Genomic DNA, 24,665 nt, shown 5'->3' with positions numbered 1-24,665 from the left:
TATCAATACTTTTGCCGCTTCGCTGCTCACCTTCCGTTTCTCTGCCGCGCTGATGACGCTTTTCCGGCCGCTTTCTAAACTCCGGTGTTTATACCCCGTAACGCAAGCTTATTTCACTGACTTTGTGACAGAGCGGGCAGGCGGCAATAAGCGGTGTTAATTCCTGCCGTCAGAGGCTATAAAGAGCCGATGAGAGTGACACCGTAAAAGGCGCCGGATGAAAAGTGATTTGATCACCCGTGAAGGGTACAACAGGCTGAAAAAAGAGCTCGATTTCCTGTGGCGCGAGCGCCGCCCGGAGATTACCGAAAAAGTGGCGTGGGCCGCCAGCCTGGGCGACCGCAGCGAAAACGCCGACTACAAATACAACAAGCAGTTACTGCGTGAAATCGATCGCCGGGTGCGGTTCCTGCGCAAGCGGCTGGAAGTGGTGCGGGTCATTGATTACTCGCCGCAGCAAGACGGCAAAGTCTTTTTCGGTGCCTGGGTTGAGGTGGAGAATGAGGCGGGCGACGTCAAACGCTTCCGCATCGTCGGGCCGGATGAGATCTATGGCCGCAAACAGTACATCTCGATCGACTCGCCGATGGCGCGGGCGCTGATCAAAAAAGAGGTGGATGACGAGGTCAACGTCCCGACGCCGCTGGGCATTAAAGTCTGGTGCGTGAACCTGATTGAGTACCTGCCGGATGAACCCGATCAGCCGGTTGACCCTGACCTCTCCGGTGAGCAGGAACAAGACAACCCGGAGCCGCCGCCCGGCTGACGCACACGGCGGTAAATGTTCCGAAACCGCCCCACATCGCCGCCAAATGCCGCCCGCTGCTGGCATTTTGGCGGCACACTCCGTATAACGGTGCCCTGATTTGACAACCCCTTAGCTTACGACAGATACCATGATGAATGATCCCCTGAGCCGCAGTATTGCAAGTGAGTTGCAGGCCAGACCGGAGCAAGTTGACTCCGCTATCCGCCTGCTGGACGAAGGAAACACCGTGCCGTTTATCGCACGTTACCGCAAGGAAGTGACCGGCGGATTGGATGACACCCAACTGCGCCAGCTGGAGAGCCGCCTCGGCTACCTGCGCGAACTGGAAGATCGTCGCCAGAGCATCCTGAAATCGATTGAAGAGCAAGGCAAACTCACTGACGCGCTGGCCGCCTCGATTAACGGCACCCAGAGCAAAACCGAGCTGGAAGACCTTTACCTGCCGTATAAACCCAAGCGCCGTACCCGTGGGCAGATTGCCCTGGAGGCCGGGCTGGCCCCGCTGGCGGAGAGCCTGTGGAACGCGCCGCAGCAGGTGCCGGAAAACGCGGCCGCCGCGTTCGTGGATGCCGAAAAAGGCGTGGCGGATGTGAAAGCCGCACTGGACGGCGCACGCTATATCCTGATGGAGCGTTTCGCCGAGGATGCCGCCCTGCTGGCCAAAGTGCGTGACTACCTGTGGAAAAATGCCCATCTGGTTTCCCGCGTGGCAGAAGGCAAAGAGGAAGAAGGCGCAAAATTCCGCGATTACTTCGATCACCATGAACCGATTGCCACGGTGCCTTCACACCGGGCGCTGGCGATGTTCCGTGGCCGCAATGAAGGCGTGCTGCAACTCTCGCTGAATGCCGATCCGCAATTTGATGAGCCGCCGCGTGAGAGTTACGCCGAACAGATCATCATGGATCACGTCGGCCTGCGGCTGAACAACGCCCCGGCAGACAGCTGGCGCCGGGCAGTGATCAACTGGACATGGCGCATCAAAGTGCTGCTGCACCTCGAAACCGAACTGATGGGCAGCGTGCGCGAACGCGCGGAAGAAGAGGCGATCAACGTCTTCGCCCGCAACCTGCATGACCTGCTGATGGCCGCGCCGGCCGGGCCGCGCGCGACGATGGGCCTCGATCCGGGCCTGCGTACCGGGGTGAAAGTGGCGGTAGTGGATGCCACCGGCAAACTGGTGGCCACTGACACCGTCTACCCGCACACCGGCCAGGCGGCCAAAGCCGCTGCCGCCGTGGCTGCACTCTGTGTGAAGCACCAGGTGGAACTGGTGGCGATCGGGAACGGCACCGCCTCACGGGAAACCGAGCGCTTCTTCCTGGAGCTGCAAAAACAGTACCCGGCTGTCATCGCCCAGAAAGTGATTGTCAGCGAGGCCGGGGCGTCCGTTTATTCCGCGTCTGAACTGGCGGCGCAGGAGTTCCCGGATCTTGATGTGTCGCTGCGCGGGGCCGTCTCCATTGCCCGCCGCCTTCAGGACCCGCTGGCCGAGCTGGTGAAAATTGACCCGAAATCAATCGGCGTCGGCCAGTATCAGCATGACGTCAGCCAGAGCCAGTTGGCGAAAAAGCTGGATGCCGTGGTCGAGGACTGCGTAAACGGCGTTGGGGTAGACCTGAACACCGCCTCTGTGGCGCTGCTGACCCGTGTCGCCGGGCTGACGCGGATGATGGCGCAAAACATTGTCAGCTGGCGCGATGAGCACGGCCGGTTCAATAACCGTGCACAGTTGCTGAAAGTCAGCCGCCTGGGGCCGAAAGCCTTTGAACAGTGTGCCGGCTTCCTGCGCATCAACCACGGCGACAACCCGCTGGATGCCTCTACGGTGCACCCGGAAACCTACCCGGTGGTGGAGCGCATTCTGGCCGCCACCGAGCAGGCGTTGCAGGATCTGATGGGTAATCCCTCTGCCCTGCGCAACCTCAAAGCCAGCGATTTCACCGACGAACGCTTTGGGGTGCCGACCGTGACTGACATCCTGAAAGAGCTGGAAAAACCAGGCCGTGACCCGCGCCCTGAGTTCAAAACCGCGACGTTTGCGGAAGGCGTCGAAACCATGAATGACCTGACGCCGGGCATGATCCTGGAAGGTGCCGTCACCAACGTGACCAACTTCGGCGCCTTTGTGGATATCGGCGTCCATCAGGATGGGCTGGTGCATATCTCCTCACTGGCGGACAAATTCGTGGAAGATCCGCATACGGTGGTGAAAGCCGGGGATATCGTCAAAGTGAAGGTGCTGGAAGTGGATCTGCCGCGCAAACGTATCGCCCTGACCATGCGTCTGGACGAACAGCCGGGAGAAACCGCTGCGCGCCGCGGCGGCAGCGCCCCGGCCGGAAAAACGCAGACACGCACCGCAGGCCGTCAGGATGCACGCGGCGGCAAGCCGCGCGCTGCCCAACCCGCCGGGAACAGCATCATGGGCGACGCCCTGGCGGCTGCGTTCGGTAAAAAACGTTAATGCCGGCTCCGCCATCCTCCGGGGTGGCGGAATATTTCCTCTTCTGCCTTCCCGCCTCCCGATCCTCACATTTACATCATCACCACACTTTCGCCATAAAAAATTAACTTATATTACTGATTATTCACCATTAATCTCTCACAACCGTGTCGTTTACTCCGACGACAAAAGCCGCAGATTGGTTATTTTTTAGCTAAATTTGCCATAAATTTGATCTGGATTAGGTAAGGGCGAGATCGTGCCCGTTACCCGATTGCATACGATAACGCTTCTCAATACTCTCATGCTCGCCTGCCAGCACTGGCGATAAAAGAGGCACCCAGGCGCACGCATAACTGCCGCGTGTAACACGTTTTCAGCCCCCGCGAAAGAAGGTGACCGCCATGCCGCTTCAACCTCTGCATCACTACAAAATTGCCGGTTTTGCACCGCACATCAGCCCGGCTTACCGGCAAAAATTGCTCTCCCTCGGTATGCTGCCCGGTTCACTGTTTAAAGTGGTACGGGTTGCGCCGCTGGGCGACCCGATCCAGATCGAAACCCGCCGCGTGAGCCTGGTGCTGCGCCGCAATGATCTGGCGGCGCTGGTACTGGAAACCTGCGCCTGATCTTTACGGACGTTTCTTTTCCCACGGCGATACGCATGATGAACACATTAACGATTGGCCTGATTGGCAACCCAAATGCCGGCAAAACCACCCTGTTCAACCAGTTAACCGGCGCCCGCCAGCGGGTCGGCAACTGGGCAGGTGTGACGGTTGAACGCAAAGAGGGGCAGTTTTCCACCCCCCGCCACCAGGTGACGCTGGTTGACCTGCCCGGCACCTACTCCCTGACCACCATCTCTGAGCAGACCTCGTTGGATGAGCAGATCGCCTGCCGCTATATCCTCAGCGGCGAGGCTGATCTGCTGATCAACGTGGTGGATGCTGCCAATCTGGAACGCAACCTCTACCTGACTCTGCAACTGCTGGCGCTGGGCATTCCCTGCATCGTTGCGCTGAATATGCTGGATATCGCCCAAAACCAGCAGATCACCATTGATACCGCGGCGCTGGCCGACCGGCTGGGCTGCCCGGTGGTGCCGCTGGTTTCCACCCGCGCGCAGGGCATTGCCGAACTTAAACAGCAGATTGACCGCCCCTTCAGCGCGCCGCAGCCGGTTGCGCTCGACTACCCTGCACCGCTGCTTGACGCGGCCCAACAACTGGCCGCCGTCATGCCGGAAACCCTGACCGACAGGCAGGCGCACTGGCTGGCGCTGCACATGCTGGAAGGCGACATTTGCAGCCATGCCGTGGCCCCCCGCGCGGCGGCCCTGTTGCCCCAGGTACGCAGCACCCTGCGCCATGCCCTGCCGGATGATGCCGCCCTGCTGATTGCCGGTGCGCGTTACCAGTGCATCATGGCCATTTGCGCCGCCGTGAGTAATACCCACCAGGCGGCGTCCGACCGGTTGACGCAGCGGCTGGACCGGCTGATCCTCAACCGGCTGCTTGGCGTGCCGATTTTCCTGCTGGTGATGTACCTGATGTTCCTGCTGGCGATTAACCTCGGCGGGGCATTGCAGCCGATATTTGACCTTGGTTCCGCGGCTATTTTCATTCACGGCGTGCAATGGCTCGGCGCGGTGCTGCACTTCCCCGGCTGGCTGACGCTGTTCCTGGCACAGGGCATCGGCGGCGGCATCAACACCGTGCTGCCGCTGGTGCCGCAAATCGGCATGATGTATCTGTTCCTCTCATTTCTGGAGGACTCCGGTTATATGGCACGTGCCGCGTTTGTGATGGACCGGCTGATGCAGGCGATTGGGCTGCCGGGAAAATCGTTTGTGCCGCTGATTGTTGGGTTCGGCTGTAATGTGCCGGCCATTATGGGCGCCCGCACGCTGGATGCCCCGCGCGAGCGGCTGATCACCGTGATGATGGCGCCGTTTATGTCCTGCGGGGCGCGGCTGGCCATCTTTGCGGTCTTTTCGGCCACCTTCTTCGCGCAGGGCGGTGCGCTGCTGGTCTTCTCCCTCTACCTGCTCGGCATCGTGGTGGCGATCCTCACCGGGTTAATGCTCAAACATACGCTGATGCGCGGCGATGCTTCCCCGTTCGTGATGGAACTGCCGGTTTACCACGTCCCGCATGTGAAAAGTTTGCTGCTGCAAGCCTGGCAACGGCTGAAAGGGTTTGTGCTGCGGGCCGGGAAAGTGATCGTACTGGTGAGCATTTTTATCGGCGCGCTGAACAGTTTCTCCCTGAGCGGCAAACCCGCCGACAACCTCACTGATTCCGCGCTGGCCTCCGTGAGTAAAGTAATGACCCCGCTGCTGGCACCGATTGGCGTGCAGCCGGACAACTGGCAGGCCACCGTGGGGCTGGTTACCGGGGCGATGGCGAAAGAGGTGGTGGTGGGTACGCTGAACACGCTTTATACCGCCGAAGCCATTACCGACGCGCCTTTTGACCCGGCAGCCTTTTCGCTGGCAGATGAACTGACCCAGGCCGTGACCGAAACCTGGCAAGGCGTGAAAGAGACGTTCAGCCTGAGCGTGCTGTTCAACCCGATTGAAGCCAGTAAAGGGGATGGCGAAATGGCCTCCGGCCCCATGAGCATGATGGGCAGCAAATTCGGCAGCGTCGCCGCCGCCTACAGTTACCTGATTTTTGTGCTGCTCTATGTGCCCTGCATTTCTGCGATGGGCGCGATTGCGCGTGAGGCGGGACGGAACTGGATGATCTTCTCGGTGCTCTGGGGGCTGAATGTCGCCTATTCGCTGGCGGCGCTGTTCTATCAGGCGGCCACATTCCGCGCGCACCCGGCAGTCAGCCTGTTGACCATCACACTGGTCGTGCTGGTTAACCTGGGAATTTTCATCGGCCTGCGCCGTGCCGGCCATCACCCCGGCACACCCCCGTCACGCCCACCGGCAGTGACATCCCCGCACCAGCCGGCGTGCCATTGAGGAGAACGGCATGAATCCTCTGCTTGAGGTTTACCATCTTCTCGCGCTGCATGGGTCGCTGGACATGGCGCAGTTACAGCAGCGTTGCCGGGTCCCCCCGGCGATGCTGACGGCCCTGCTGAGCCAACTGGAAAGGATGAAAAAGATTGAGCCGGTGCCCGCTGCGGCCACCGGCTGCCCCACCGGCGCGTGCGGTGATTGCCCGGCAAGCACCCGCTGCGCGCCGGTGCGTTACCGTGTGTATAACGCCAGCAACATATAATTCGAATGAATATAAATAAAGCCTGCCATTTAATTAAATAGGGCTACCCTCCACGTATTTCCCTCCTTAAATTTGATTACCCTCACAAATAAAGAAAATATCTCCCTGTAACCCTGTCCCTGATCCTCGTCGCCCTGCGGTGCCGTTGACTTGGTTTATACGCCAGCGTAGCCTTTTTGTGGGAGCGCTCCCACGGACAAAGGTGCAACATGGAAACTATTAAAAAAATTCTGACTTCGATTTATGGAAATACGCTTCAACAGCACTATTTTGCTGAATTAAGCGATCTTATTCTGACTGCTAAAGCGGCTATTACGCGTTCGCGTAAATTGCATTGGGATGAAGAAGACATCGTATTAATTACTTACGCCGATCAATTCAGTGAAGATAACAGACCCACGCTGGAAACATTTACCGGCTTTTATAACCGCTGGTTAAAAAATACGTTTTCACTGGTTCATCTGTTGCCGTTTTATCCTTACTCTTCAGATGATGGTTTTTCAGTCATTGATTATCACCAGGTTAACCCGGTAGCCGGTGACTGGCAGCACGTGGCAGAACTGAACCGCTCAACCCGGCTGATGTTTGATTACGTCTGCAACCATATTTCTGCACAAAGCAGCTGGTTCCAGGGCTATCTGGCGCAACAGCCGGAGTATGACGATCACTTCATTGAGATGGACCCGGAAACCGATCTGCATCAGGTCACGCGCCCGCGTACCTCGCCGCTGCTGACGCCGTTTATGCTGGCCAATGGCGACACCCGCTACATCTGGACGACCTTCAGCGCCGACCAGATTGACCTCAACTTCGCCAGCCCGGCGGTATTGAAACGCATGGTGGATGTACTGCTTACCTACCTGGCGCGCGGCGGGGATTACATCCGGCTGGATGCGGTGGGGTACATGTGGAAAGAGCCGGGCACCTCCTGCATCCACCTGGAGAAAACCCATCTGCTGGTCAAATTATTCCGCGCCATTGCGGATTTTGTCGCGCCCGGCACCGTCCTCATCACCGAAACCAACGTCCCGCACCGGGATAACATCAGCTATTTCGGCCAGGGCGACGAAGCCCAGATGGTTTACCAGTTCCCGCTGCCGCCGCTGGTACTGCATGCTATCCACCGTGGGGAGGCCGGCACGCTGAGCCGCTGGGCCGCCTCGCTGGAGACTCCGGCCGCAGGCTGCACCTTCTTTAACTTCCTCTCTTCGCATGACGGCATCGGCCTCAATCCGCTGCGCGGCCTGCTGCCGGAAGAGGAGATTCTGGCGCTGGCGCAGGCGATGGAAAATCAGGGCGCGCGCGTCTCATATAAAAATAACCCGGACGGCAGCGCCAGCCCGTATGAAATCAACGTCACTTATCTGGACGCGCTGAATAAGCAGGACGACGATGACGCCCTGCGCGTGCGCCGCTTTATGCTGGCACACGCTATTTTGCTGGCTTTCCCCGGCGTCCCGGCGATCTATATCCAGAGCCTGCTCGGTTCACGTAATGATGATGAAGGCGTGATGCTCAGCGGCCATAACCGGGCAATTAACCGCCAGAAATACCCGTTAAGTGACATTGAACCACAAATTTCCGGCGGCAATACCTTACGCACCGATATATTTGTCGGGCTGCGCCATCTGATTGCCCTGCGTAAAACCTTACCGGCCTTCCATCCTGATTCCGCGATGCAGGTCATCACGCTGGATAGCGCCGTTCTGGCATTCCGGCGCACTGATAAAAATAATCACACGCTGCTCTGCCTGTTTAATGTCAGCGATCGTCCGATCACGGTGACATTGCCGGAAAATAATTACCTCGATGCCATCAGCGGGCAGGAAATAACCGGTGATCACGCCTTTACGCTGCAACCCTACGCCTATTACTGGCTTCACTCCTAAATAAAAACAGGAAATCATCATGAATAAGAAAAATACGCTTCTTATTTCAGCCCTGCTCAGTGCCCTGGCATTAACCGGCTGTGACGATAAAAAAACGGAATCCGTCACCATCGAATTTATGCACTCCTCTGTCGAGCAGGAGCGGCAGGCGGTTATTAACGATCTGATTCAGACATTTGAGCAGCAAAACCCTGGTGTGCACGTTAAACCGGTACCGGTGGAAGAAGATGCTTACAACACCAAGGTGATTACCCTGGCGCGCAGCGGCGCGCTGCCGGCGGTGATCGAAACCAGCCACGACTACGCCAAAGTCATGGATAAAGAGCAGCTGATTGACCGCGACGCGGTGAACGACGTCATTACCGGCATCGGCGCTGACAACTTCTACGACGGCGTGCTGCGCATTGTGAAAACCGAAGACGGCACCAGCGCCACCGGCGTGCCGATCAGCGGCTGGATCCAGGGCATCTGGTATCGCAAACAGCAACTGGCGGATGCCGGCTTCAGCGAGCCGCAAAACTGGCAGCAACTGCTCAGCATCACCACCGCCTTTACCCACCCGGAACAGAAAAAGTTCGGCATCGGCCTGCCGACCGCAGAAAGCGTAATGACGGAGCAATCCTTCTCACAATTTGCGCTCTCCAACGGGGCCAACGTGTTTGACGCCAACGGCGCAATCACCATCGACACCCCGGAAATGCAGCAGGCACTCGGCTTCTATCAACAACTGGCCAAAACCACCCTGCCCGGCTCCAACGACATCATGGAGATCAAAGACGCCTTTATGAACGGCACCGTGCCGATGGCCGTCTACTCCACCTACATCCTGCCGGCGATTTACAACGAAGGGTTTGCCCAGGACATCGGCTTTGCCGTGCCGGCAGAAAAATCACAGGCGGTCTACGGCACCATTACCTCCCTCACCATCACCGCCGGGCAGACCGAAGCACAGCGTGACGCCGCCAAAAAATTCATCACCTTTATGGAGCAGTCTGACAACGCCACCCGCTGGGTGCTGATGTCACCGGGCGCTGCGCTGCCGCTCACCAAACTGGTGACCAGCAACAGCAACTGGCAGGACAACCCGGTGGTGAAAGCGTTCGGCCCGCTCTCTATGGAGCTGGTGCAGCAGTTCGCCAACGTGCAGGTGTTCGGCTCAGTCGGTGAGAAAAACTTCACCAGCATGGGTGACATCACCGGTTCAGCCGCACTGAGTGAAATGGTGAACGCCGTGACGGTCGGCAATAAAGACGTGCCTGCCACGCTGGCGCAAACCCAGGGCCGGGTGACCCACCTTGTCCAGAAACGCTGAGTGAGGATTTGATGAAGCCTGCTTGTCAACCTTCCCTGCTGCCGGCGAAACGCCTGAGCCTGGGAAAACGCTTAAAAACGGACACGGCGTTTGCCTGGTATCTGCTGGCACCGAGCATGGTTCTGCTCGCGCTGCTGGTGGTCTACCCGATGATCGCCAACCTGCAACTGAGTTTCCTGCAGTTGCCGCTTAACCCACGTCTGTCCGACCGGTTTGTCGGGCTGGATAACTACCTGAGCATCCTCAGCGATCCGGAGTTTTACCACTCGCTCTGGGTTACCTTCTGGTACACCGCGCTGGTGGTGCTCGGCAGCACCGGCGTGGGGCTGGGGGTCGCGCTGTTCTTCAACCGGGAGTTCCGCTTCCGTAAAACCGCGCGCTCGCTGGTGATCCTCTCCTATGTGACGCCGTCCATCTCGCTGGTGTTCGCCTGGAAATACATGTTCAACAGCGGCTACGGCATCGTCAACTGGGTCGGCGGTGACCTGCTGCACCTGTTTGACCAGGCCCCGCTCTGGTTCGACAACCCCGGCAGCAGCTTTGTGCTGGTGGTGCTGTTTGCCGTCTGGCGCTATTTCCCGTACGCCTTTATCTCCTTCCTGGCGATTTTGCAGACCATCGACAAATCGCTGTATGAGGCGGCGGAAATGGACGGGGCCAACCTGTGGCAGAAATTCCGCATGATCACCCTGCCGGCGATCATGCCGGTGCTCGCGACGGTGGTGATCCTACGGGCGATCTGGATGTTCTACATGTTTGCCGACGTCTACCTGCTGACCAACAAAGTCAACATCCTGGGCGTTTACCTCTACAAAACGGCCTTTGCCCTCAATGACCTGGGCAAAGCAGCGGCGCTGTCTGTGGTGCTGTTCGGCATTATTTTCATTGTGATCCTCCTCGCGAGAAAACGGGTGAATCCTCATGGCAACAACTAAACGTTCCCTGCTGCGCCGCTCCGGGTTCTATCTGGCGCTGGCTGCATTTCTTGCGGTGGTGCTGTTCCCCTTCTTCATCATGCTGATGACCTCGTTCAAAAGCAGCAAGGAGGCGATTTCCCTGCACCCAACTCTGTGGCCGGAAAACTGGACCTGGCAGCACTACGCGGACATCTTCAACCCGACGATTTTCCCGTTTATGTCCTACTTCAAGAACAGCCTGAGCGTGTCACTGGTCGCCTCCGGCATTGCGGTGCTGCTCGGCATTCTGGGCGCCTATGCCCTGTCGCGGCTGCGCTTCAAAGGCCGGCTGACCATCAACACCAGTTTCTACACGGTGTATATGTTCTCCGGCATTCTGCTGGTGGTGCCGCTGTTCAAGATCATCTCGTCGATGGGGCTGTATGACACCCTGACCGCGCTGGTGATCACCATGGTGGTACAGACCCTGCCGACCGCCATTTTTATGCTGAAAAGCTACTTCGACACCATTCCAAAGGATATCGAAGAAGCGGCGATGATGGACGGCCTTAACCGGCTGCAAATCATCTTCTACATCACCGTGCCGCTGGCGATCTCCGGCATCATTTCCGTGTTCGTCTACTGCTTCATGGTGGCGTGGAATGACTACCTGTTCGCCTCGATTTTCCTCTCTGACGCGAAGCACTTCACCCTGCCGGTGGGCCTCAACGCCCTGTTCAGCACGCCTGATTACATCTGGGGCCGCATGATGGCCGCCTCACTGGTGACGGCGCTGCCGGTAGTTGCGATGTATGCCCTGTCGGAAAAATTCATCAAAGGCAATCTCACTGATGGCGGCGTCAAAGGCTGACGCCCGCCCTTACCCGTCGTGAACTTATAAAGGAGTCAGCATGAAAAAGTTAGTCGCCGTTGCACCGCGCGTTGCCGCACTGGTGGAGTATGAAGATCGCCCGTTGCAGGCCCATGAAGTACGCATCCGTGTGCAGTTCGGCGCACCGAAGCACGGCACCGAAGTGGTGGATTTCCGTGGCGTCAGCCCGTTTATCGATGAGGCCTTCTCCAGCGAATGGAACCTGTTTGTGCCGCGTGCGGAAGGCGAGGCGCGCGGTATCGAGTTCGGTAACTTCACCCTGGGCAATATGGTGGTCGGCACCGTCGAGGAGAAAGGCGGGCAGGTCACGCAATATCAGCTGGGCGACCGCGTCTGCACTTACGGGCCGTTGCAGGAGACGGTGATCGTCAACGGCGTGGACAACTACAAACTGCGTCACATGCCGGAAGGGGCCGCGTGGCAAAACGCCGTCTGTTATGACCCGGCCCAGTTTGCCATGAGCGGCGTGCGTGACGGCAACGTGCGCGTAGGTGACGTGGTGGTGGTGATTGGCCTGGGCGCGATCGGCCAGATCGCGGTGCAGCTGGCGAAAGGTGCTGGTGCAGCGCTGGTGATCGGCGTGGATCCGCTGGCCCACCGCGGCGAGATCGCCTGCAAACATGGCGCGGATGTGGCCCTCGATCCGACGGCCTGCGATTTGGGTCTTGAGATCAAACGCCTGACCGACAAACGCGGCGCAGACGTGATCATCGAAACCAGCGGCAATGCGCAGGCGTTACAGGCATCCCTGCGCGGCCTGGCTTACGGCGGCACCATCTCCTATGTGGCTTTCGCCAAACCCTTCCCGGAAGGCTTCAACCTGGGCCGTGAAGCGCACTTCAACAATGCGCGCATCGTGTTCTCCCGCGCCTGCAGCGAACCCAACCCGGATTACCCGCGCTGGAACCGCAAACGCATTGAAGACAGCTGCTGGCAGTTGCTGATGAACGGCTACCTCGATTGCCGTGACCTGATCGATCCGGTGGTGACGTTCCGCGACAGCGCCGAAAGCTACATGCGCTTTGTCGATCAGCACCCGGAACTGAGCATCAAAATGGGCGTTACCTTCTGATTACGTGTGACTTTACAGGAAATATTTAGATGAAAATCGGTACCCAAAATCAGGCGTTCTTCCCGGAAGGGATTCTGGCGAAGTTCCAGTACATCAAAAACATGGGCTTTGACGGCTTTGAAATTGACGGCAAGCTGCTGGTGAACAACCTGGCAGAGGTGAAAGCCGCGATTGCAGAAACCGGCCTGCCGGTGGTCAGCGCCTGTGGCGGCTATGACGGCTGGATCGGGGATTTCATTGAAGAGCGCCGCCTGAACGGCCTGCAACAGATTGCCGCCATACTGCGGGCGCTGGCTGAAGTCGGCGCGAAAGGCATCGTGGTGCCGGCCGCCTGGGGCATGTTCACCTACCGCCTGCCGCCGATGACCTCACCGCGCAGCGTGGCCGGTGACCGCCTGGCCGTCAGCAGCTCGCTGAAATTCCTCGACGGCATCGCCGCCGACACCGGCACCAAAATCTTCCTGGAGCCGCTGAACCGCTATCAGGATCACATGATTAACCTGCTGTCAGATGCCCGCCGCTACATCGAAGAGAACCAGCTGCACCACACGCAGATCATTGGTGACTTCTACCACATGAGCATTGAGGAAGATGACATCAGCGCCGCGCTGCACCAGCACCGCGACCTGCTGGGGCATGTCCACATTGCAGATAACCACCGCTATCAGCCGGGCAGCGGCTCGCTGGACTTTGCACGCCATTTCAACCAGCTCAAACAAGATGGCTATGACGGTTACGCCGTCTACGAATGCCGCGTGCGGGCGGCCGATCCGGCCAAAGCCTATCAGGATTCCCTCGACTATCTGCGCACCTTGCGCTAATCGGCAGGAAAAACATGGAGTTTACTGCTTACGCATCGCGGCCCTTGCGGGCCGCGATTATTGGTGCGGGCCAGGTGGCGGAGAAAGTGCACGCCGCCTATTACGCCACCCGCAAAGACGTCACGCTGGTTGCGGTGGTCGACAAAGAGGCTGAACGCGCTGACGCCTTTGCTGCCCGCAATAACATCCCCCGCGCCTACACTGACGCAGACGAGATGTACCGCCTTGAACAGCCGGATGTGGTCAGTATCTGTTCGCCAAACCGTTTCCACTCGGCACAGGTGCTTCAGGCGTTGCAGCATGGCTGCCACGTCATGTGCGAAAAGCCCCCGGCCATGACGCCGCCTGAGGCGCTGGCGATGGCCGACGCCGCCGACCGTGCCGGGAAAGTGCTGGCCTATGATTTTCACCACCGCTTCGCCGAGGATTGCCGCATTCTGCGGGAAAAAGTGGCAGCCGGAATGCTGGGCGAGGTTTACGTCACCCAGGCGCGCGCCCTGCGCCGCTGCGGCGTGCCGGGCTGGGGCGTCTTTATCGACAAAGAACAGCAGGGCGGCGGGCCGCTGATCGACATCGGCATCCATATGCTGGATGCCGCGATGTATGTGCTGGGCTTCCCCCAGGTCACCCGCGTCAGCGCCCACCAGTTCTGCAAAATCGGCAACCGCAAACACCGGGGGCTGTTTGGTGAATGGCAGCCGGAAAAGTACACGGTGGAAGATGCCCTGTTTGCCACGCTGGAGTTTGAGGGCGGCGGCATTTTACGGCTGGAAACCTCCTTTGCGCTGAATATCCCGGAAGAGTCAGTGATGAACGTGCAGTTTTGCGGGGCCGAGGCGGGGGCCACCCTCTTCCCGGCGCACATTTACACCGATGACGGCGGCAAACTGCTGACGCTTTACCAGCGCCAGGAAGCGGACAGCCAGCGCCACCACAACAGCATGAAAGCTTTTGTTGACCGCGTGATGGGGCAAGAGAGCGACGTGGCCGATGGCCGCCAGGGTTACCGCATTCAGCAACTGGTGGCAGCAATCTATCAGGCCGCTGAACAGGGTGAGAGCGTGACGTTATGATGACTTCCCCTTCCGCCCCGTTCTCCGTGCTGTGCGAGCCGGGTTTCAGCCCGCACCAGCTGAACAAATACGCCACCCTGATGACCTGCGGCAACGGGTATCTCGGCATCCGTGGCGGCCACGAAGAGGCCTACACCGATCAGGTGCGCGGCATGTTTGTGGCCGGGTTCTACCACCGCGCCACGCCGGATGAGGTCACTGAGCTGGTGAACCTGCCGGACATCACCGGCTGCAAAATTGAGCTGGGAAACACGCCTTTTTCACTGCTGGCCGGGACGCTGCTTTCCTACCGGCGGGAATTCCACCCGGAGTTGGGTGAGCTTTGCCGCGAACTGATCTGGCAATCGCCGGAGGGCGGTTTGTTCAGCCTGAAAAGCGCCCGGTTTGTGGCGCGTGCGCCGCAGCAACTGGTGGCCGCCACCCTGACACTGACCGCGCTGGATCAGGCGACGCCCCTGCGCCTCTCCACCGGCATTGACGCCACGCAGACCAACAGCGGCCGCCAGCACCTGACGGAAGCGAGCGTGCGCGTGATGCACCAGCACACGCTGCAAGGCTGCTACCGCACGCCCGAAGGTGACATGGCGCTGATGCTCACCAGCCATTGCCGTCTCTCCACTGATGACGTGAGCATCAGCTATGCCGCAAAAAACCGCCGGCTGACCCAGCAGTTCAGCACCACCCTACAGGTGGGCGTGCCGCTGACGCTGGAAAAATTCAGCTGGGTTGACGTTTGCCTGCCGGGCGATGCGGAACCGGCAAGCTGGGACGAACACTGCCTCGCGCAACTCGCCCCGCATGTTGAACAAGGTTACGCGGCGCTGCGCGCAGCCAGCCTGCAACAGTGGCAACACTGGTGGCCGCAGGCGCGGGTGGAGGTTGACTCCAGTGATACCTTTGACCAACTGGCGCTGGACATGTCCGCCTACCATCTCGCCGCCATGACGCCTGCGCATGATGAGCGGTGCAGCGTGGCGGCCAAAGGGCTGACCGGCGAAGGCTACAAAGGCCACGTGTTCTGGGATACCGACATCTTTATCCTGCCCTATCACCTGCTGACCCGGCCGGAAACCGCGCGGGCGCTGTTGCGCTACCGTTACCACCGTATCCCGCAGGCGCAGCAGAAAGCGGCCCGTTGCGGGTACGAGGGCGCGTTGTTCCCGTGGGAGAGCGCCTTTACCGGTGAAGAGGAGACGCCGGCTTTCGGCTTGATCAACATCCGCACCGGTCTGCGCCAGCCGGTGGCGTCGGCGCTTGCTGAACACCATCTGGTCGCGGATATCGCCTACGCCACCGTGGGCTACCTTCAGGCCACCGGTGACGCCGCCTTCCAGGCCACCGAAGCCCAGGCGCTGTTGAAAGCGTGCGCGCTGTTCTGGCTGAGCCGCACCACGGAAGTCAATGGCCGGCTGGAGCTGCATGATGTGATTGGCCCGGACGAGTACACCGAGCACGTCAACAACAATGCCTACACCAATTATCTGGCGCACTACAGCGTGGCGCAGGCGCTGCATTACCTGCCGGACACACCGGAACATGCCGGCTTCCGCGCCCGCGGGCGGGATTTCCTGGCCCGTTGCGTGTTGCCGCAGCCGGATAACGATCGGGTTATCCCGCAGGATGACAGCTTCTTCAGCAAACCGACGATAGACCTGACGCGCTATCAGGCAAAAGCCGGCACCCAGTCGATTCTGCTCGACTACTCGCGGGCGGAAGTCAACGAGATGCAGATCCTCAAGCAGGCCGACCTGATCATGCTGTTCTTCCTGCTGCCATCGCTGTTCAGCCGGGACGTGCAACGCGCCAACCTGGATTACTACCTGCCGCGTACCATCCATGACTCATCGCTCAGCAAGGCGATCTACGCGATTGTCGCCTGCCGCAACGACATGGCAGACCTCGCCTGGCCGCTGTACCGCGAGGCAATGGCTATCGATCTGGGGCCGGAGCCGCACAGCTGTGATGACGGCATCCACGCCGCCGCCACCGGGGCCATCTGGCTCGGGGCGATCATGGGCTTTGCCGGGCTGGAGTATCAGGAGGGGCAACTGGTGCTCTCGCCGCGCCTGCCGCCGCACTGGAAAACACTGCGCTTCCCGCTCCGCTGGCGGGGTGAACAGCTCCAGGTCAGCATCAGTCATCAGCACTTGCAGATTGAAAAAGCCACTGACGCCCCGCTGAGCATCAGCGTCCACGGCACGCTGCACTCTTTCACCCGCCGGCTGGTGCTGGCACTTCACTAAGGAAGCATGATGGCAATGAAGCCTTTACCCCAGGCGGTCGTGTTTGATCTGGACGGAGTGATCACTGACACCGCCGAATTCCATTTTCTCGCCTGGCAACAACTGGCGCAAAAACTGGGCATCAGTATCGATCGTGCTTTTAACGAGCAGTTAAAAGGCGTAAACCGCGCTGACTCCCTGACGCGTATTTTGCAGCGCGGCGGCCAGGCTGACGCCTATACCCCGGCGCAGCGTCAGCAATTTATGACGGAAAAGAACGATCTTTACCGGGAACTGCTGGCAACCCTCAGCCCGGCGGACATTCTGCCCGGCATTCTGCCGCTGCTGGCTGACCTGCGGGCGGCCGGGTGCCGCATCGGGCTGGCCTCCGTGTCGGAGAATGCCCCGCAAGTGCTGGCATCGCTGGGGTTATGCGACTGGTTCCATTTTTGCGCCGATGCCCGCGCATTAACCCACTCCAAACCGCATCCGGAAATTTTCCTGACCGCCTGCCGCGGGCTGGGGGTTGCGCCTGACCAGGCCATCGGCATTGAGGATGCGCAGGCCGGGATCACCGCCATCAACGCCAGCGGCATGTACTCGGTAGGGATCGGCGCATCGCTCACCGGGGCGGATTACCGGCTGAACCACACCGGGGAGCTGGCCTGGCCAGATCTGCTGGCCCATTGGCAGGCAGAACAGGCTTGCCCCACACCCATCACCAGGAGCTGAGCATGGCCCAGATTTCTTTACAGCACATTCAGAAGATTTATCCCAACAATGTCCACGTCGTAAAAGATTTTTGCCTGGAGATTGAAGACAAAGAGTTCATCGTGTTCGTCGGTCCCTCGGGGTGCGGCAAATCCACCACCCTGCGGATGATCGCCGGGCTGGAGGAGATCAGCGACGGCGACCTGCTGATTGACGGCCAGCGCATGAATGACGTGGCCGCCAAAAACCGCGGCATCGCGATGGTGTTCCAGAACTACGCGCTCTACCCGCACATGTCGGTGTATGACAACATGGCGTTCGCGCTGAAGCTGATGAACGTGGATAAAGCGGAAATTGAGCGGCGCGTGGCCTATGCGGCACAGATCCTCGGGCTGAAAGACCTGCTGCAACGCCGCCCGAGCGCACTTTCCGGCGGCCAGCGCCAGCGGGTCGCGTTAGGCCGCGCCATCGTGCGCGATGCCAAAGTGTTCCTGATGGACGAACCGCTTTCCAACCTCGACGCTAAATTGCGCGTCCAGATGCGGGCGGAGATCAGCAAGCTGCACCAGAAGCTCGACACCACCATGATCTACGTTACCCACGACCAGACCGAAGCCATGACCATGGCGACGCGGATTGTGGTGATGAAAGACGGCATTGTGCAGCAGGTCGGCAGCCCGAAAACCATCTACAACCGGCCATGCAACATGTTTGTCGCCGGGTTTATTGGCTCCCCGGCGATGAACTTTATCCGCGGGGCGCTGGATGGCGGGCACTTTGCGACGGAAAGCCTGCATATTCCGATCCCGGCGGCGGCGCTGGAGAAACTCAACGCGGCCGGGTATCAGCGCCAGCCGCTGATCCTCGGCATCCGCCCGGAGTCAATCCAACTGGCACAACCGGGCCAGCAGCAGATTGAGGCCAGCGTCTCCGTGGCGGAGCTGACCGGGGCTGAATTTATGCTGTATTGCCAGATTGGCGGGCATGAACTGGTGGTGCGCACGGACGCGCAATGTGACATTCACGCCGGGGAGAAACTGGGCCTGCGGCTGGACATGGCGCACGCCCACTTCTTTGACAGCGAAACCGAACAGGTGATCCCAACGCTTTCGTAAGCGCCGGGCAACCACACAGGGAGGGTGATGGCACCCTCCCTTTTTTTATGCCTTATGCCTGGGGGCCGGGGCGGCCGTTGAGCGGGCGTAACGGATTTCAGTCTCCACCAGCGTATGCATCTGCGAAGGTTCGCGCCCGGCAATGCGGGCAAACAGGAGGTCGCCGCCCTGCCAGCCCAGTTGGGCAGTCGGCACGTCGATGCCGCTTAACGGCGGCGTCAACAGCGGTGAAATACCGGTATTGCTGAACCCCATCACGGAGAGCCGGTCGGGAATGCTGCACCCCTGCTCCTGCGCGGCCCGGTAGAGGCTGAGAATTTTCAGCGCATCGGTCGCCAGCACGGCGGTCGGCAGCGACGGCAGCGCCAGCAACCGGCAAGCCGCCTCATACCCCTCCTCCACGCTGTTGCCGCCATCCACAATCCAGGCCGGGTCTACCGGCAATCCCGCGTCCGCCATTGCCTGCCGGTAACCGGCCAGCCGGTCAATCGACACATGGAAATCCAGCGAGGCGTGCAGGCAGGCGATCGCCCGGTGCCCCTGCGCAATCAGCACCTGGGTCATCCGGTAGCTGTCATGCACATTGTCGGTGTCCACCGAAAAGATGTGGCGGTACTGCCCTTCCACCCGGCCGATCACCACCACCGGAATGGTGTAGCTGTCGAGCTGGGCGAAAAAGGCCTCATCGGCCGGGGAGCTGAGCATGATGATCCCTTTCACCATCTTCTCTTTGATCTTTACGAGACATTTTTGCAGATCGTCCTCGCTGTTACGGGACGTCTGCAAAATCACGTCGAACCCCTCCTCTTCGGCCCTGGAGGCGATGGCGTGCACAATGTCTGCAAAGAAAGGGTTGCCGAGCGTGCTGCGGGTCGGGCGGGTGGAAATCACCATAATGGCGTCAAAGCCTGAGGACGTCAGCGCCCGTGCCAGTTTGCTGGGCTGGTAATTCAGCGTGTCGATCGCCTGCAACACCCGGTCACGGGCCTCAGGGGAAATATTGGGCTGATTGTTCAGCACACGAGACACGGTCGATTTGGAGACCCCGGCCATCCGTGCGATGTCATAAATCGTAGCTGCCACTGATACGCATCTCCGCGTCAACGTGAGGGTAAATTCGGGGCAATTATACCGTAACGGGGAAGGATGTAATCCGGCAGAGGGCGCGGGGAAAGAAGAAGGCGGACGCAGTAATAGAAAAGGCGCCGTTTGGCGCCCCGTTGACCGATCAATCAGAGATTATTTATAGACTTCGGCGATGGCGCTGACTTTGCCGTGTTCGCGGCCGGCGATCACAACAAAGTATTTACCGCCTTTCTCATCGGCCAGTTTGGAGAGTTCTTCTTTGGCATCCATTGGCGAGGTGGTTTCCGCCGTCGTGGTAACGGTGCCCACTTTCTCATACTTGGTGGCTTCTTCTTTGGAGATCTCCTGCGCTGCCAGTGCGCCAAATGACATCACACCCGCCAGCACCGCTGCCGTCATCGCTGAAGCCTTCATTGCAGACATAAATTTCATGACCTTACCTCTCGTAGAATGATTAGTGTTTAAGAAAGCAGTCAAGATAAGCAGGTAACGAACACCACGGAGACAGCATCATCCTTGTGCGAATGAACCCCGGCGATATCCCGCCCAGAAGCGTGACAGTCGCGTGAACAGGGCTGACGCGTTTATCCGCCCTGTTCACACCGTCTGTCAGTTAATCAGTTACCTGCCTGATACCTAAGTATTAAGCAGATTGCTGATTTATCCACTCGGGCCCCTAAATAATTCCACTTTATTGCGCTAAATAAACTCCATAAACAGCGGGTTATCGGGGCAAGGCCAGGCCGCCCGGCGAGTGTTCCGCGAGGAAATCAAGCAGCACCTGGGTGAAATCGTCCGGATGGGAAACAAAAGGCGCATGGGCGGCTTTGTCGAGGGTAACGGACGTTGACTGCGGCCACGCCTCATCCAGTTCCGGGATAATCTTACGCGGCACCAGGCCATCGAGCCGCCCATAGATGCGCAGGAACGGCAGCGTCAGCGCACGCAAAGGTTCACGCAGATCGGCCTGCCGCAAAATCTCCAGCCCGCCGTTCAGCACGTCCACTCCCGGCATCGGCTGCTCCAGCACCACCGCCTTCAGCAGCCGGACGTCGCGCCGGGCGCTCTCGGTACCCAGGGTTTGCAGCGCCAGAAAACGTTCCACCGTGCGCTGGAAATCCTCACTGAGCTGATGCTGGAACCCCTGTAATACCTCAGGGCGGATGCCGGGCCACTCCCCCTGCGCGGCAAAACAGGGGGACGAGGCTACGGTAATCAGCGAGTCCACCTGCGCCGGGGCGTCCAGCGCAATCTGGCTGGCCACCAGCCCGCCCAGCGACCAGCCGAGCCAGTGGGCGCGCGGCGGGGCATTTTCCCGCACCCGTGCGGCCATCTCTGCCAGCGTCATCGCGCCGAAACCGGTGCTGCGCCCGTAACCAGGCAGGTCGACCAGGTGCAGCCGGAAATGCGGCGCAAGCCGCACCGCAGCCTGTTGCCAGACGTCGGCGTTCAACCCCCATCCGTGAAGCAGCACAAGATCGCGATCGCCTTCGCCCATTGTCTGCCAGTAAAGCTCCGTCATAGGTTATTGTCCTGTTTCTGTATCTCTGCAAGGAAGCCAAGATGAGTATGCTAACAATCGGCGGCCTGTGTTGGCTATGCCGGATGCCGCTACACCTCAGCCGCCACGGCATTTGCAGTTACTGCCTGCGGCACCTGACCGCGCCCCCGGCGTGCCCGCGCTGCGGCCTGCCCTCAGCCTCGCCCGATTTGCCGTGCGGCCGTTGCCTGCGGCAGCCGCCGCCCTGGCAGGCGCTGGTTGCCGTTACCGATTTTCGCCCGCCGCTCAGCCACCTGGTGCACCGGCTGAAGTTCAGCCACACCCCGGAGCTGGCCCCGGTGCTGGCGCGCCTGTTGCTGCTGCGCTGGCTGGAGGCCCACCGCCACGGGCGGGTCGTGCGGCCGCACCAGGTGATCAGCGTGCCGCTGCACCGGCGGCGGCAATGGCGGCGCGGCTATAACCAGAGTGATTTGCTGGCAGTGCCGCTGGCGCGCTGGCTGGGCTGCGGTTACCGGGAAGATACGCTGCAACGCACCCGCGCGACGCCTGCCCAGCGCGCACTCACGGCCGCCCGGCGGCAGCGTAACCTGCGCGGCGCGTTTCACTGCGGGCAGAATCTGGCCGGTTGCCATGTGGCGCTACTGGATGATGTGGTCACCACCGGGAGTACGGTGGCAGAGATTTGCGCGTTGCTCAATCGTGCGGGTGTGGCGTCGATTCAAATCTGGTGCCTGTGCCGCACCTTGTAGTGATGCCGTCATTGGGCGTATTATAACCTACTAGAGAAGTCAACTATTGAGTGAATGCTATGATCCGTATTACCGACGCAGCCCAAGCACACTTTGCCAAATTGCTGGCGAGCCAGGAAGAAGGCACTCAGATTCGCGTATTCGTGATTAATCCGGGTACACCTACCGCTGAGTGCGGCGTCTCCTATTGCCCGCCGGACGCAGTAGAAGCCACCGACACCGAATTGAAATTTGATCAGATCTCCGCCTATGTGGATGAGCTGAGCGCACCTTATCTGGAAGACGCCGAAATTGACTTCGTGACTGACCAGCTCGGCTCCCAGCTGACGCTGAAAGCCCCGAACGCCAAAATGCGTAAAGTCTCGGATGACGCACCGCTGATGGAGCGTGTCGAGTATGAACTGCAATCCAAAATCAACCCGCAACTGGCGGGCCACGGCGGCCGTGTGTCGCTGATGGAAATCACCGATGACGGCTATGCCATCCTGCAATTCGGCGGGGGTTGCAATGGCTGCTCGATGATTGATGTGACCCTGAAAGACGGCATTGAAAAAGAGCTGCTGGCTAACTTCCCGGAGCTGAAAGGCGTGCGGGATCTGACCGAACACCAGCGCGGTGAGCACTCTTATTACTAAGGCCGTATTATCAAGGCCGGCCTGAGTAAGGCACGGCTTGTCGGGGCATGAACGTTGCAGGTTCAGCACCGACAAAAAAGGGCACCCTACAGGGTGCCCTTTTCTTTTCCGGGTTATCTCCGGGTTGTCATTTTCCAGGCCGGCTACAGGCTCAGACCGACACCTTACGGCGGCGCTTATCCAGATCCTTCAGCAGCCGGTTGACCTGCGGGTCAGCAAACATCGCCTCCAGCGTCTGAGACAGCTTGCGCCGCCAGTTGGGGTACTGGTCTGTGGTGCCGGGCACGTTCACCGGCATTTTCATATTCAGCCAATCTTCCGGCTGTAACCCCAGCAACGCACTGGCGCTGTCTGCGATATAGCGTTGCAGGCCGCGGTTCAGCGTCGGGGTCATCGCCATCATAGAGGCCTTATGCCCCAGCTTTTTCGGCACACACCCGTACTGGTGCAGGCCGTTGAGCAGCCCCTGGCGCGCTTTATCCCGATCCTCCTGTAACCCGGCGAACACCTCTTTGTCCGGGTACAGGCCCAGCTTCTGGCCGAGCGTCAGATCCCCGCTCTCCCAGAACCCGCGCAGGGTCGGCAGATCGTGGGTGGTGATGGTTGCCATCGCCTGCACCGGGTAGGATTGCGGCGCGCGGTAGATATTGTCGCGATCGCGCTCGAAATAGAGCACTTTGTATGAGTACACGCCGCTGTCACGCAGCCGGGCGACAATCTCAACCGGCACGGTGCCCAGATCCTCACCAATCACCATGCAGCGGTAGCGCTGGCTCTCCAGCGCCAGAATCGCCAGCAGATCATCCACCGGATACTGGACATATGCACCCTGATCGGCCGTTTCCCCATAAGGTATCCACCACAGCCGCAGCAGCGCCATCACGTGGTCAATCCGCAGTGCACCGCAGTCAGTCATGTTGGCGCGCAGCAAATCGATAAACGGCTGATAACCGCGCGTCTGCATCACGTTCGGGTCCATCGGCGGCAGGCCCCAGTTCTGGCCGAGCGGGCCGAGAATATCCGGCGGTGCGCCGACTGAGGCACGCAAACAGTACAGCTCACGGTCACACCAGGTTTCTGCGCCCCCCTCTGACACCCCGACCGCCAAATCACGGTAGAGGCCGATCGGCATCCCCAGGGCTTCACTATGGGCGTAACAGTCAGCGAACTGGCTGTGCGCCAGCCATTGCAGCCACTGGTAAAATTCGACGTCATCGCGGTTGGAGTGATAAAACGCTTCCGCCGCCTCGGTGCCGTCACGGTATTTTTCCGGCCAGGCCGGCCAGCCCCAGCACTCTTTGTTCTCTTTGATCAGCTGTTCATGCAGCGCATCAAAAGCAGCCTGCTGGCGCAAACTGCTGCCGGCCTGCTCTACGAATTGCAGGTAGGCACGCTTGCGGGCATGGGTCGCGGGCAGCACCTCGAAGTCAGGGAAGGCCAATCGCAGCGCCTCCCGCTTCAGGGCCGTCACCGTGCTGTAATCCACCCATTCTGACGCGCGCGCTTTCTCCAGCGCCGCCTGGGTGTCAGGCTGTTTCCACCAGCGCTGGGCCGCCTTACTGTGACGGAACTCATCTACCGCATTCACGTCAATGTAGAGGATATTCAGCCAGCGGCGTGATGAGGGGCTGTAGGGGCTGGCGCTCTCCGGCATCGCCGGGTAGAGCGCGTGGATCGGGTTCAGGCCGATAAACGCCCCGCCCCGTTTCGCCGTCTCTTCCAGCATCATCCGCAGGTCACCGAAATCACCGATGCCCCAGTTTTGCTCTGAGCGCAGGCTGTAAAGCTGCACGCAGGCACCCCAGAGTTTTTTGCCGGTCAGCAGCGCTTCCGGTTCATAACAGCGTTTCGGGGCGACGATAAGGCGACAGCTCCAGCGCTGCCCTTTCTGCTCCAGCGTCAGCTGGTGGTAACCCGCCGGCAGCCGCCCCGGCAGGGTCAGACGTTTGCTTCCCCCGGCGCGCCCTTCGGCCCGCGTGCCGTTCTCCTGCTCCAGCACCCAGCTGAATTCACCCTTTCCGGCCAGCGACAGGGAAATCGGCCGCCCCTGGGTGAAGACTTTCACCGGCGGCAGCGGCCCGGCTGCCGGCGAGGTCTCTTCATCACGGCCCATTGCGGTCAGCAATTTCATTTTGGTCTGCGCTGAAATTGCCTGCTGTTTGCCGTGCGCGTTGATAAAGCTGGCGGAAATACCCGCCAGCGTGGCCGCCTGATCAATCTGTTTCTCGTCCATGCGG

21 protein-coding genes are annotated in these 24,665 nt (G+C 59.8%); 17 read left to right on the top strand and 4 right to left on the bottom strand.

The genetic code is table 11. The annotated features are described in order from the left end of the window. Positions 1 to 217 precede the first annotated feature (217 nt). The 15 genes from greB (at position 218) to JK232_RS04070 (ending at position 18,457) form a co-directional block, all read left to right on the top strand. A complete protein-coding gene (gene greB / locus JK232_RS04140) occupies positions 218 to 766 on the top strand; it encodes a transcription elongation factor GreB (RefSeq protein ID WP_212588856.1) in 549 nt (182 codons plus the stop codon). Between the two features lie 130 nt (positions 767 to 896). After that, positions 897 to 3,236 carry a Tex family protein gene (locus tag JK232_RS04135; RefSeq protein ID WP_101827748.1) on the top strand — a complete coding sequence of 780 codons (2,340 nt, stop codon included), beginning with the start codon at positions 897 to 899 and terminating at the stop codon, positions 3,234 to 3,236. A 383-nt stretch (positions 3,237 to 3,619) separates the two neighbouring features. Then, positions 3,620 to 3,844, top strand: a complete 225-nt coding sequence (gene feoA, locus JK232_RS04130) for a ferrous iron transporter A (RefSeq protein WP_072927483.1) — start codon at positions 3,620 to 3,622, stop codon at positions 3,842 to 3,844. A gap of 38 nt (positions 3,845 to 3,882) precedes the next feature. Further along, positions 3,883 to 6,192, top strand: coding sequence for a Fe(2+) transporter permease subunit FeoB (gene feoB / locus JK232_RS04125; RefSeq protein ID WP_101827829.1), 2,310 nt, complete (start codon positions 3,883 to 3,885; stop codon positions 6,190 to 6,192). Positions 6,193 to 6,202: 10 nt separating this feature from the next. Beyond that, positions 6,203 to 6,454, top strand: a complete 252-nt coding sequence (locus tag JK232_RS04120) for a FeoC-like transcriptional regulator (protein WP_072927485.1) — start codon at positions 6,203 to 6,205, stop codon at positions 6,452 to 6,454. A 209-nt stretch (positions 6,455 to 6,663) separates the two neighbouring features. Beyond that, entirely contained in the window at positions 6,664 to 8,343 is a 1,680-nt protein-coding gene (locus tag JK232_RS04115) for an alpha-amylase family glycosyl hydrolase (protein WP_072927486.1), read from the top strand. A gap of 19 nt (positions 8,344 to 8,362) precedes the next feature. Next, entirely contained in the window at positions 8,363 to 9,655 is a 1,293-nt protein-coding gene (locus JK232_RS04110) for an ABC transporter substrate-binding protein (RefSeq protein WP_072927488.1), read from the top strand. A 116-nt stretch (positions 9,656 to 9,771) separates the two neighbouring features. After that, positions 9,772 to 10,590 carry a carbohydrate ABC transporter permease gene (locus JK232_RS04105; protein WP_241506095.1) on the top strand — a complete coding sequence of 273 codons (819 nt, stop codon included), beginning with the start codon at positions 9,772 to 9,774 and terminating at the stop codon, positions 10,588 to 10,590. Then, positions 10,577 to 11,422 (top strand): carbohydrate ABC transporter permease, encoded by an 846-nt coding sequence (locus JK232_RS04100; RefSeq protein WP_072927490.1) that lies wholly within the window; start codon positions 10,577 to 10,579, stop codon positions 11,420 to 11,422. The genes JK232_RS04105 and JK232_RS04100 overlap by 14 nt, the downstream gene beginning before the upstream one ends. Positions 11,423 to 11,462: 40 nt before the next feature. After that, entirely contained in the window at positions 11,463 to 12,515 is a 1,053-nt protein-coding gene (locus JK232_RS04095; RefSeq protein WP_101827749.1) for a zinc-dependent alcohol dehydrogenase, read from the top strand. A 29-nt stretch (positions 12,516 to 12,544) separates the two neighbouring features. Beyond that, positions 12,545 to 13,336, top strand: coding sequence for a sugar phosphate isomerase/epimerase family protein (locus tag JK232_RS04090; RefSeq protein WP_072927493.1), 792 nt, complete (start codon positions 12,545 to 12,547; stop codon positions 13,334 to 13,336). Positions 13,337 to 13,350: 14 nt separating this feature from the next. Beyond that, complete coding sequence (locus JK232_RS04085) at positions 13,351 to 14,409, top strand: Gfo/Idh/MocA family protein (protein ID WP_212588855.1); 1,059 nt, start codon at positions 13,351 to 13,353, stop codon at positions 14,407 to 14,409. Then, positions 14,406 to 16,652, top strand: a complete 2,247-nt coding sequence (locus JK232_RS04080; protein WP_246538260.1) for a glycosyl hydrolase family 65 domain-containing protein — start codon at positions 14,406 to 14,408, stop codon at positions 16,650 to 16,652. The genes JK232_RS04085 and JK232_RS04080 overlap by 4 nt, the downstream gene beginning before the upstream one ends. A gap of 9 nt (positions 16,653 to 16,661) precedes the next feature. Then, positions 16,662 to 17,363, top strand: coding sequence for a beta-phosphoglucomutase (gene pgmB, locus JK232_RS04075; protein ID WP_394853995.1), 702 nt, complete (start codon positions 16,662 to 16,664; stop codon positions 17,361 to 17,363). Between the two features lie 2 nt (positions 17,364 to 17,365). Further along, positions 17,366 to 18,457 (top strand): ABC transporter ATP-binding protein, encoded by a 1,092-nt coding sequence (locus JK232_RS04070; RefSeq protein ID WP_101827751.1) that lies wholly within the window; start codon positions 17,366 to 17,368, stop codon positions 18,455 to 18,457. Between the two features lie 45 nt (positions 18,458 to 18,502). Here JK232_RS04070 and JK232_RS04065 read toward each other — a convergent pair whose 3' ends face one another. From JK232_RS04065 to bioH, 3 genes are all read right to left on the bottom strand, one after another. Next, positions 18,503 to 19,540 (bottom strand): LacI family DNA-binding transcriptional regulator, encoded by a 1,038-nt coding sequence (locus tag JK232_RS04065; protein ID WP_212588854.1) that lies wholly within the window; start codon positions 19,538 to 19,540, stop codon positions 18,503 to 18,505. A gap of 156 nt (positions 19,541 to 19,696) precedes the next feature. After that, positions 19,697 to 19,957 carry a YdgH/BhsA/McbA-like domain containing protein gene (locus JK232_RS04060; protein ID WP_072927888.1) on the bottom strand — a complete coding sequence of 87 codons (261 nt, stop codon included), beginning with the start codon at positions 19,955 to 19,957 and terminating at the stop codon, positions 19,697 to 19,699. 310 nt (positions 19,958 to 20,267) lie between these two features. After that, positions 20,268 to 21,065 (bottom strand): pimeloyl-ACP methyl ester esterase BioH, encoded by a 798-nt coding sequence (gene bioH, locus JK232_RS04055; protein ID WP_101827752.1) that lies wholly within the window; start codon positions 21,063 to 21,065, stop codon positions 20,268 to 20,270. Between the two features lie 47 nt (positions 21,066 to 21,112). On the opposite strand from bioH, the gene gntX reads away from it, so the two are divergent. Together gntX and nfuA are read left to right on the top strand one after the other, a co-directional pair. Next, on the top strand, positions 21,113 to 21,793 hold the full coding sequence (gene gntX / locus JK232_RS04050; RefSeq protein ID WP_072927889.1) for a DNA utilization protein GntX: 681 nt from the start codon (positions 21,113 to 21,115) through the stop codon (positions 21,791 to 21,793). Positions 21,794 to 21,852: 59 nt separating this feature from the next. Then, positions 21,853 to 22,428: a Fe-S biogenesis protein NfuA gene (gene nfuA, locus JK232_RS04045; RefSeq protein WP_072927501.1), complete on the top strand. Its 576-nt coding sequence runs from the start codon at positions 21,853 to 21,855 to the stop codon at positions 22,426 to 22,428. Between the two features lie 151 nt (positions 22,429 to 22,579). Here the strand turns inward: nfuA and malQ are convergent, their stop codons facing one another. After that, a complete protein-coding gene (gene malQ / locus JK232_RS04040; RefSeq protein WP_212588853.1) occupies positions 22,580 to 24,661 on the bottom strand; it encodes a 4-alpha-glucanotransferase in 2,082 nt (693 codons plus the stop codon). Positions 24,662 to 24,665 lie beyond the last annotated feature (4 nt).

The sequence above is a fragment of the Nissabacter archeti genome, assembly GCF_018257325.1.
GTDB lineage: Bacteria > Pseudomonadota > Gammaproteobacteria > Enterobacterales > Enterobacteriaceae > Chimaeribacter > Chimaeribacter arupi.
This window is presented reverse-complemented; position numbering and strand designations above follow the sequence as displayed.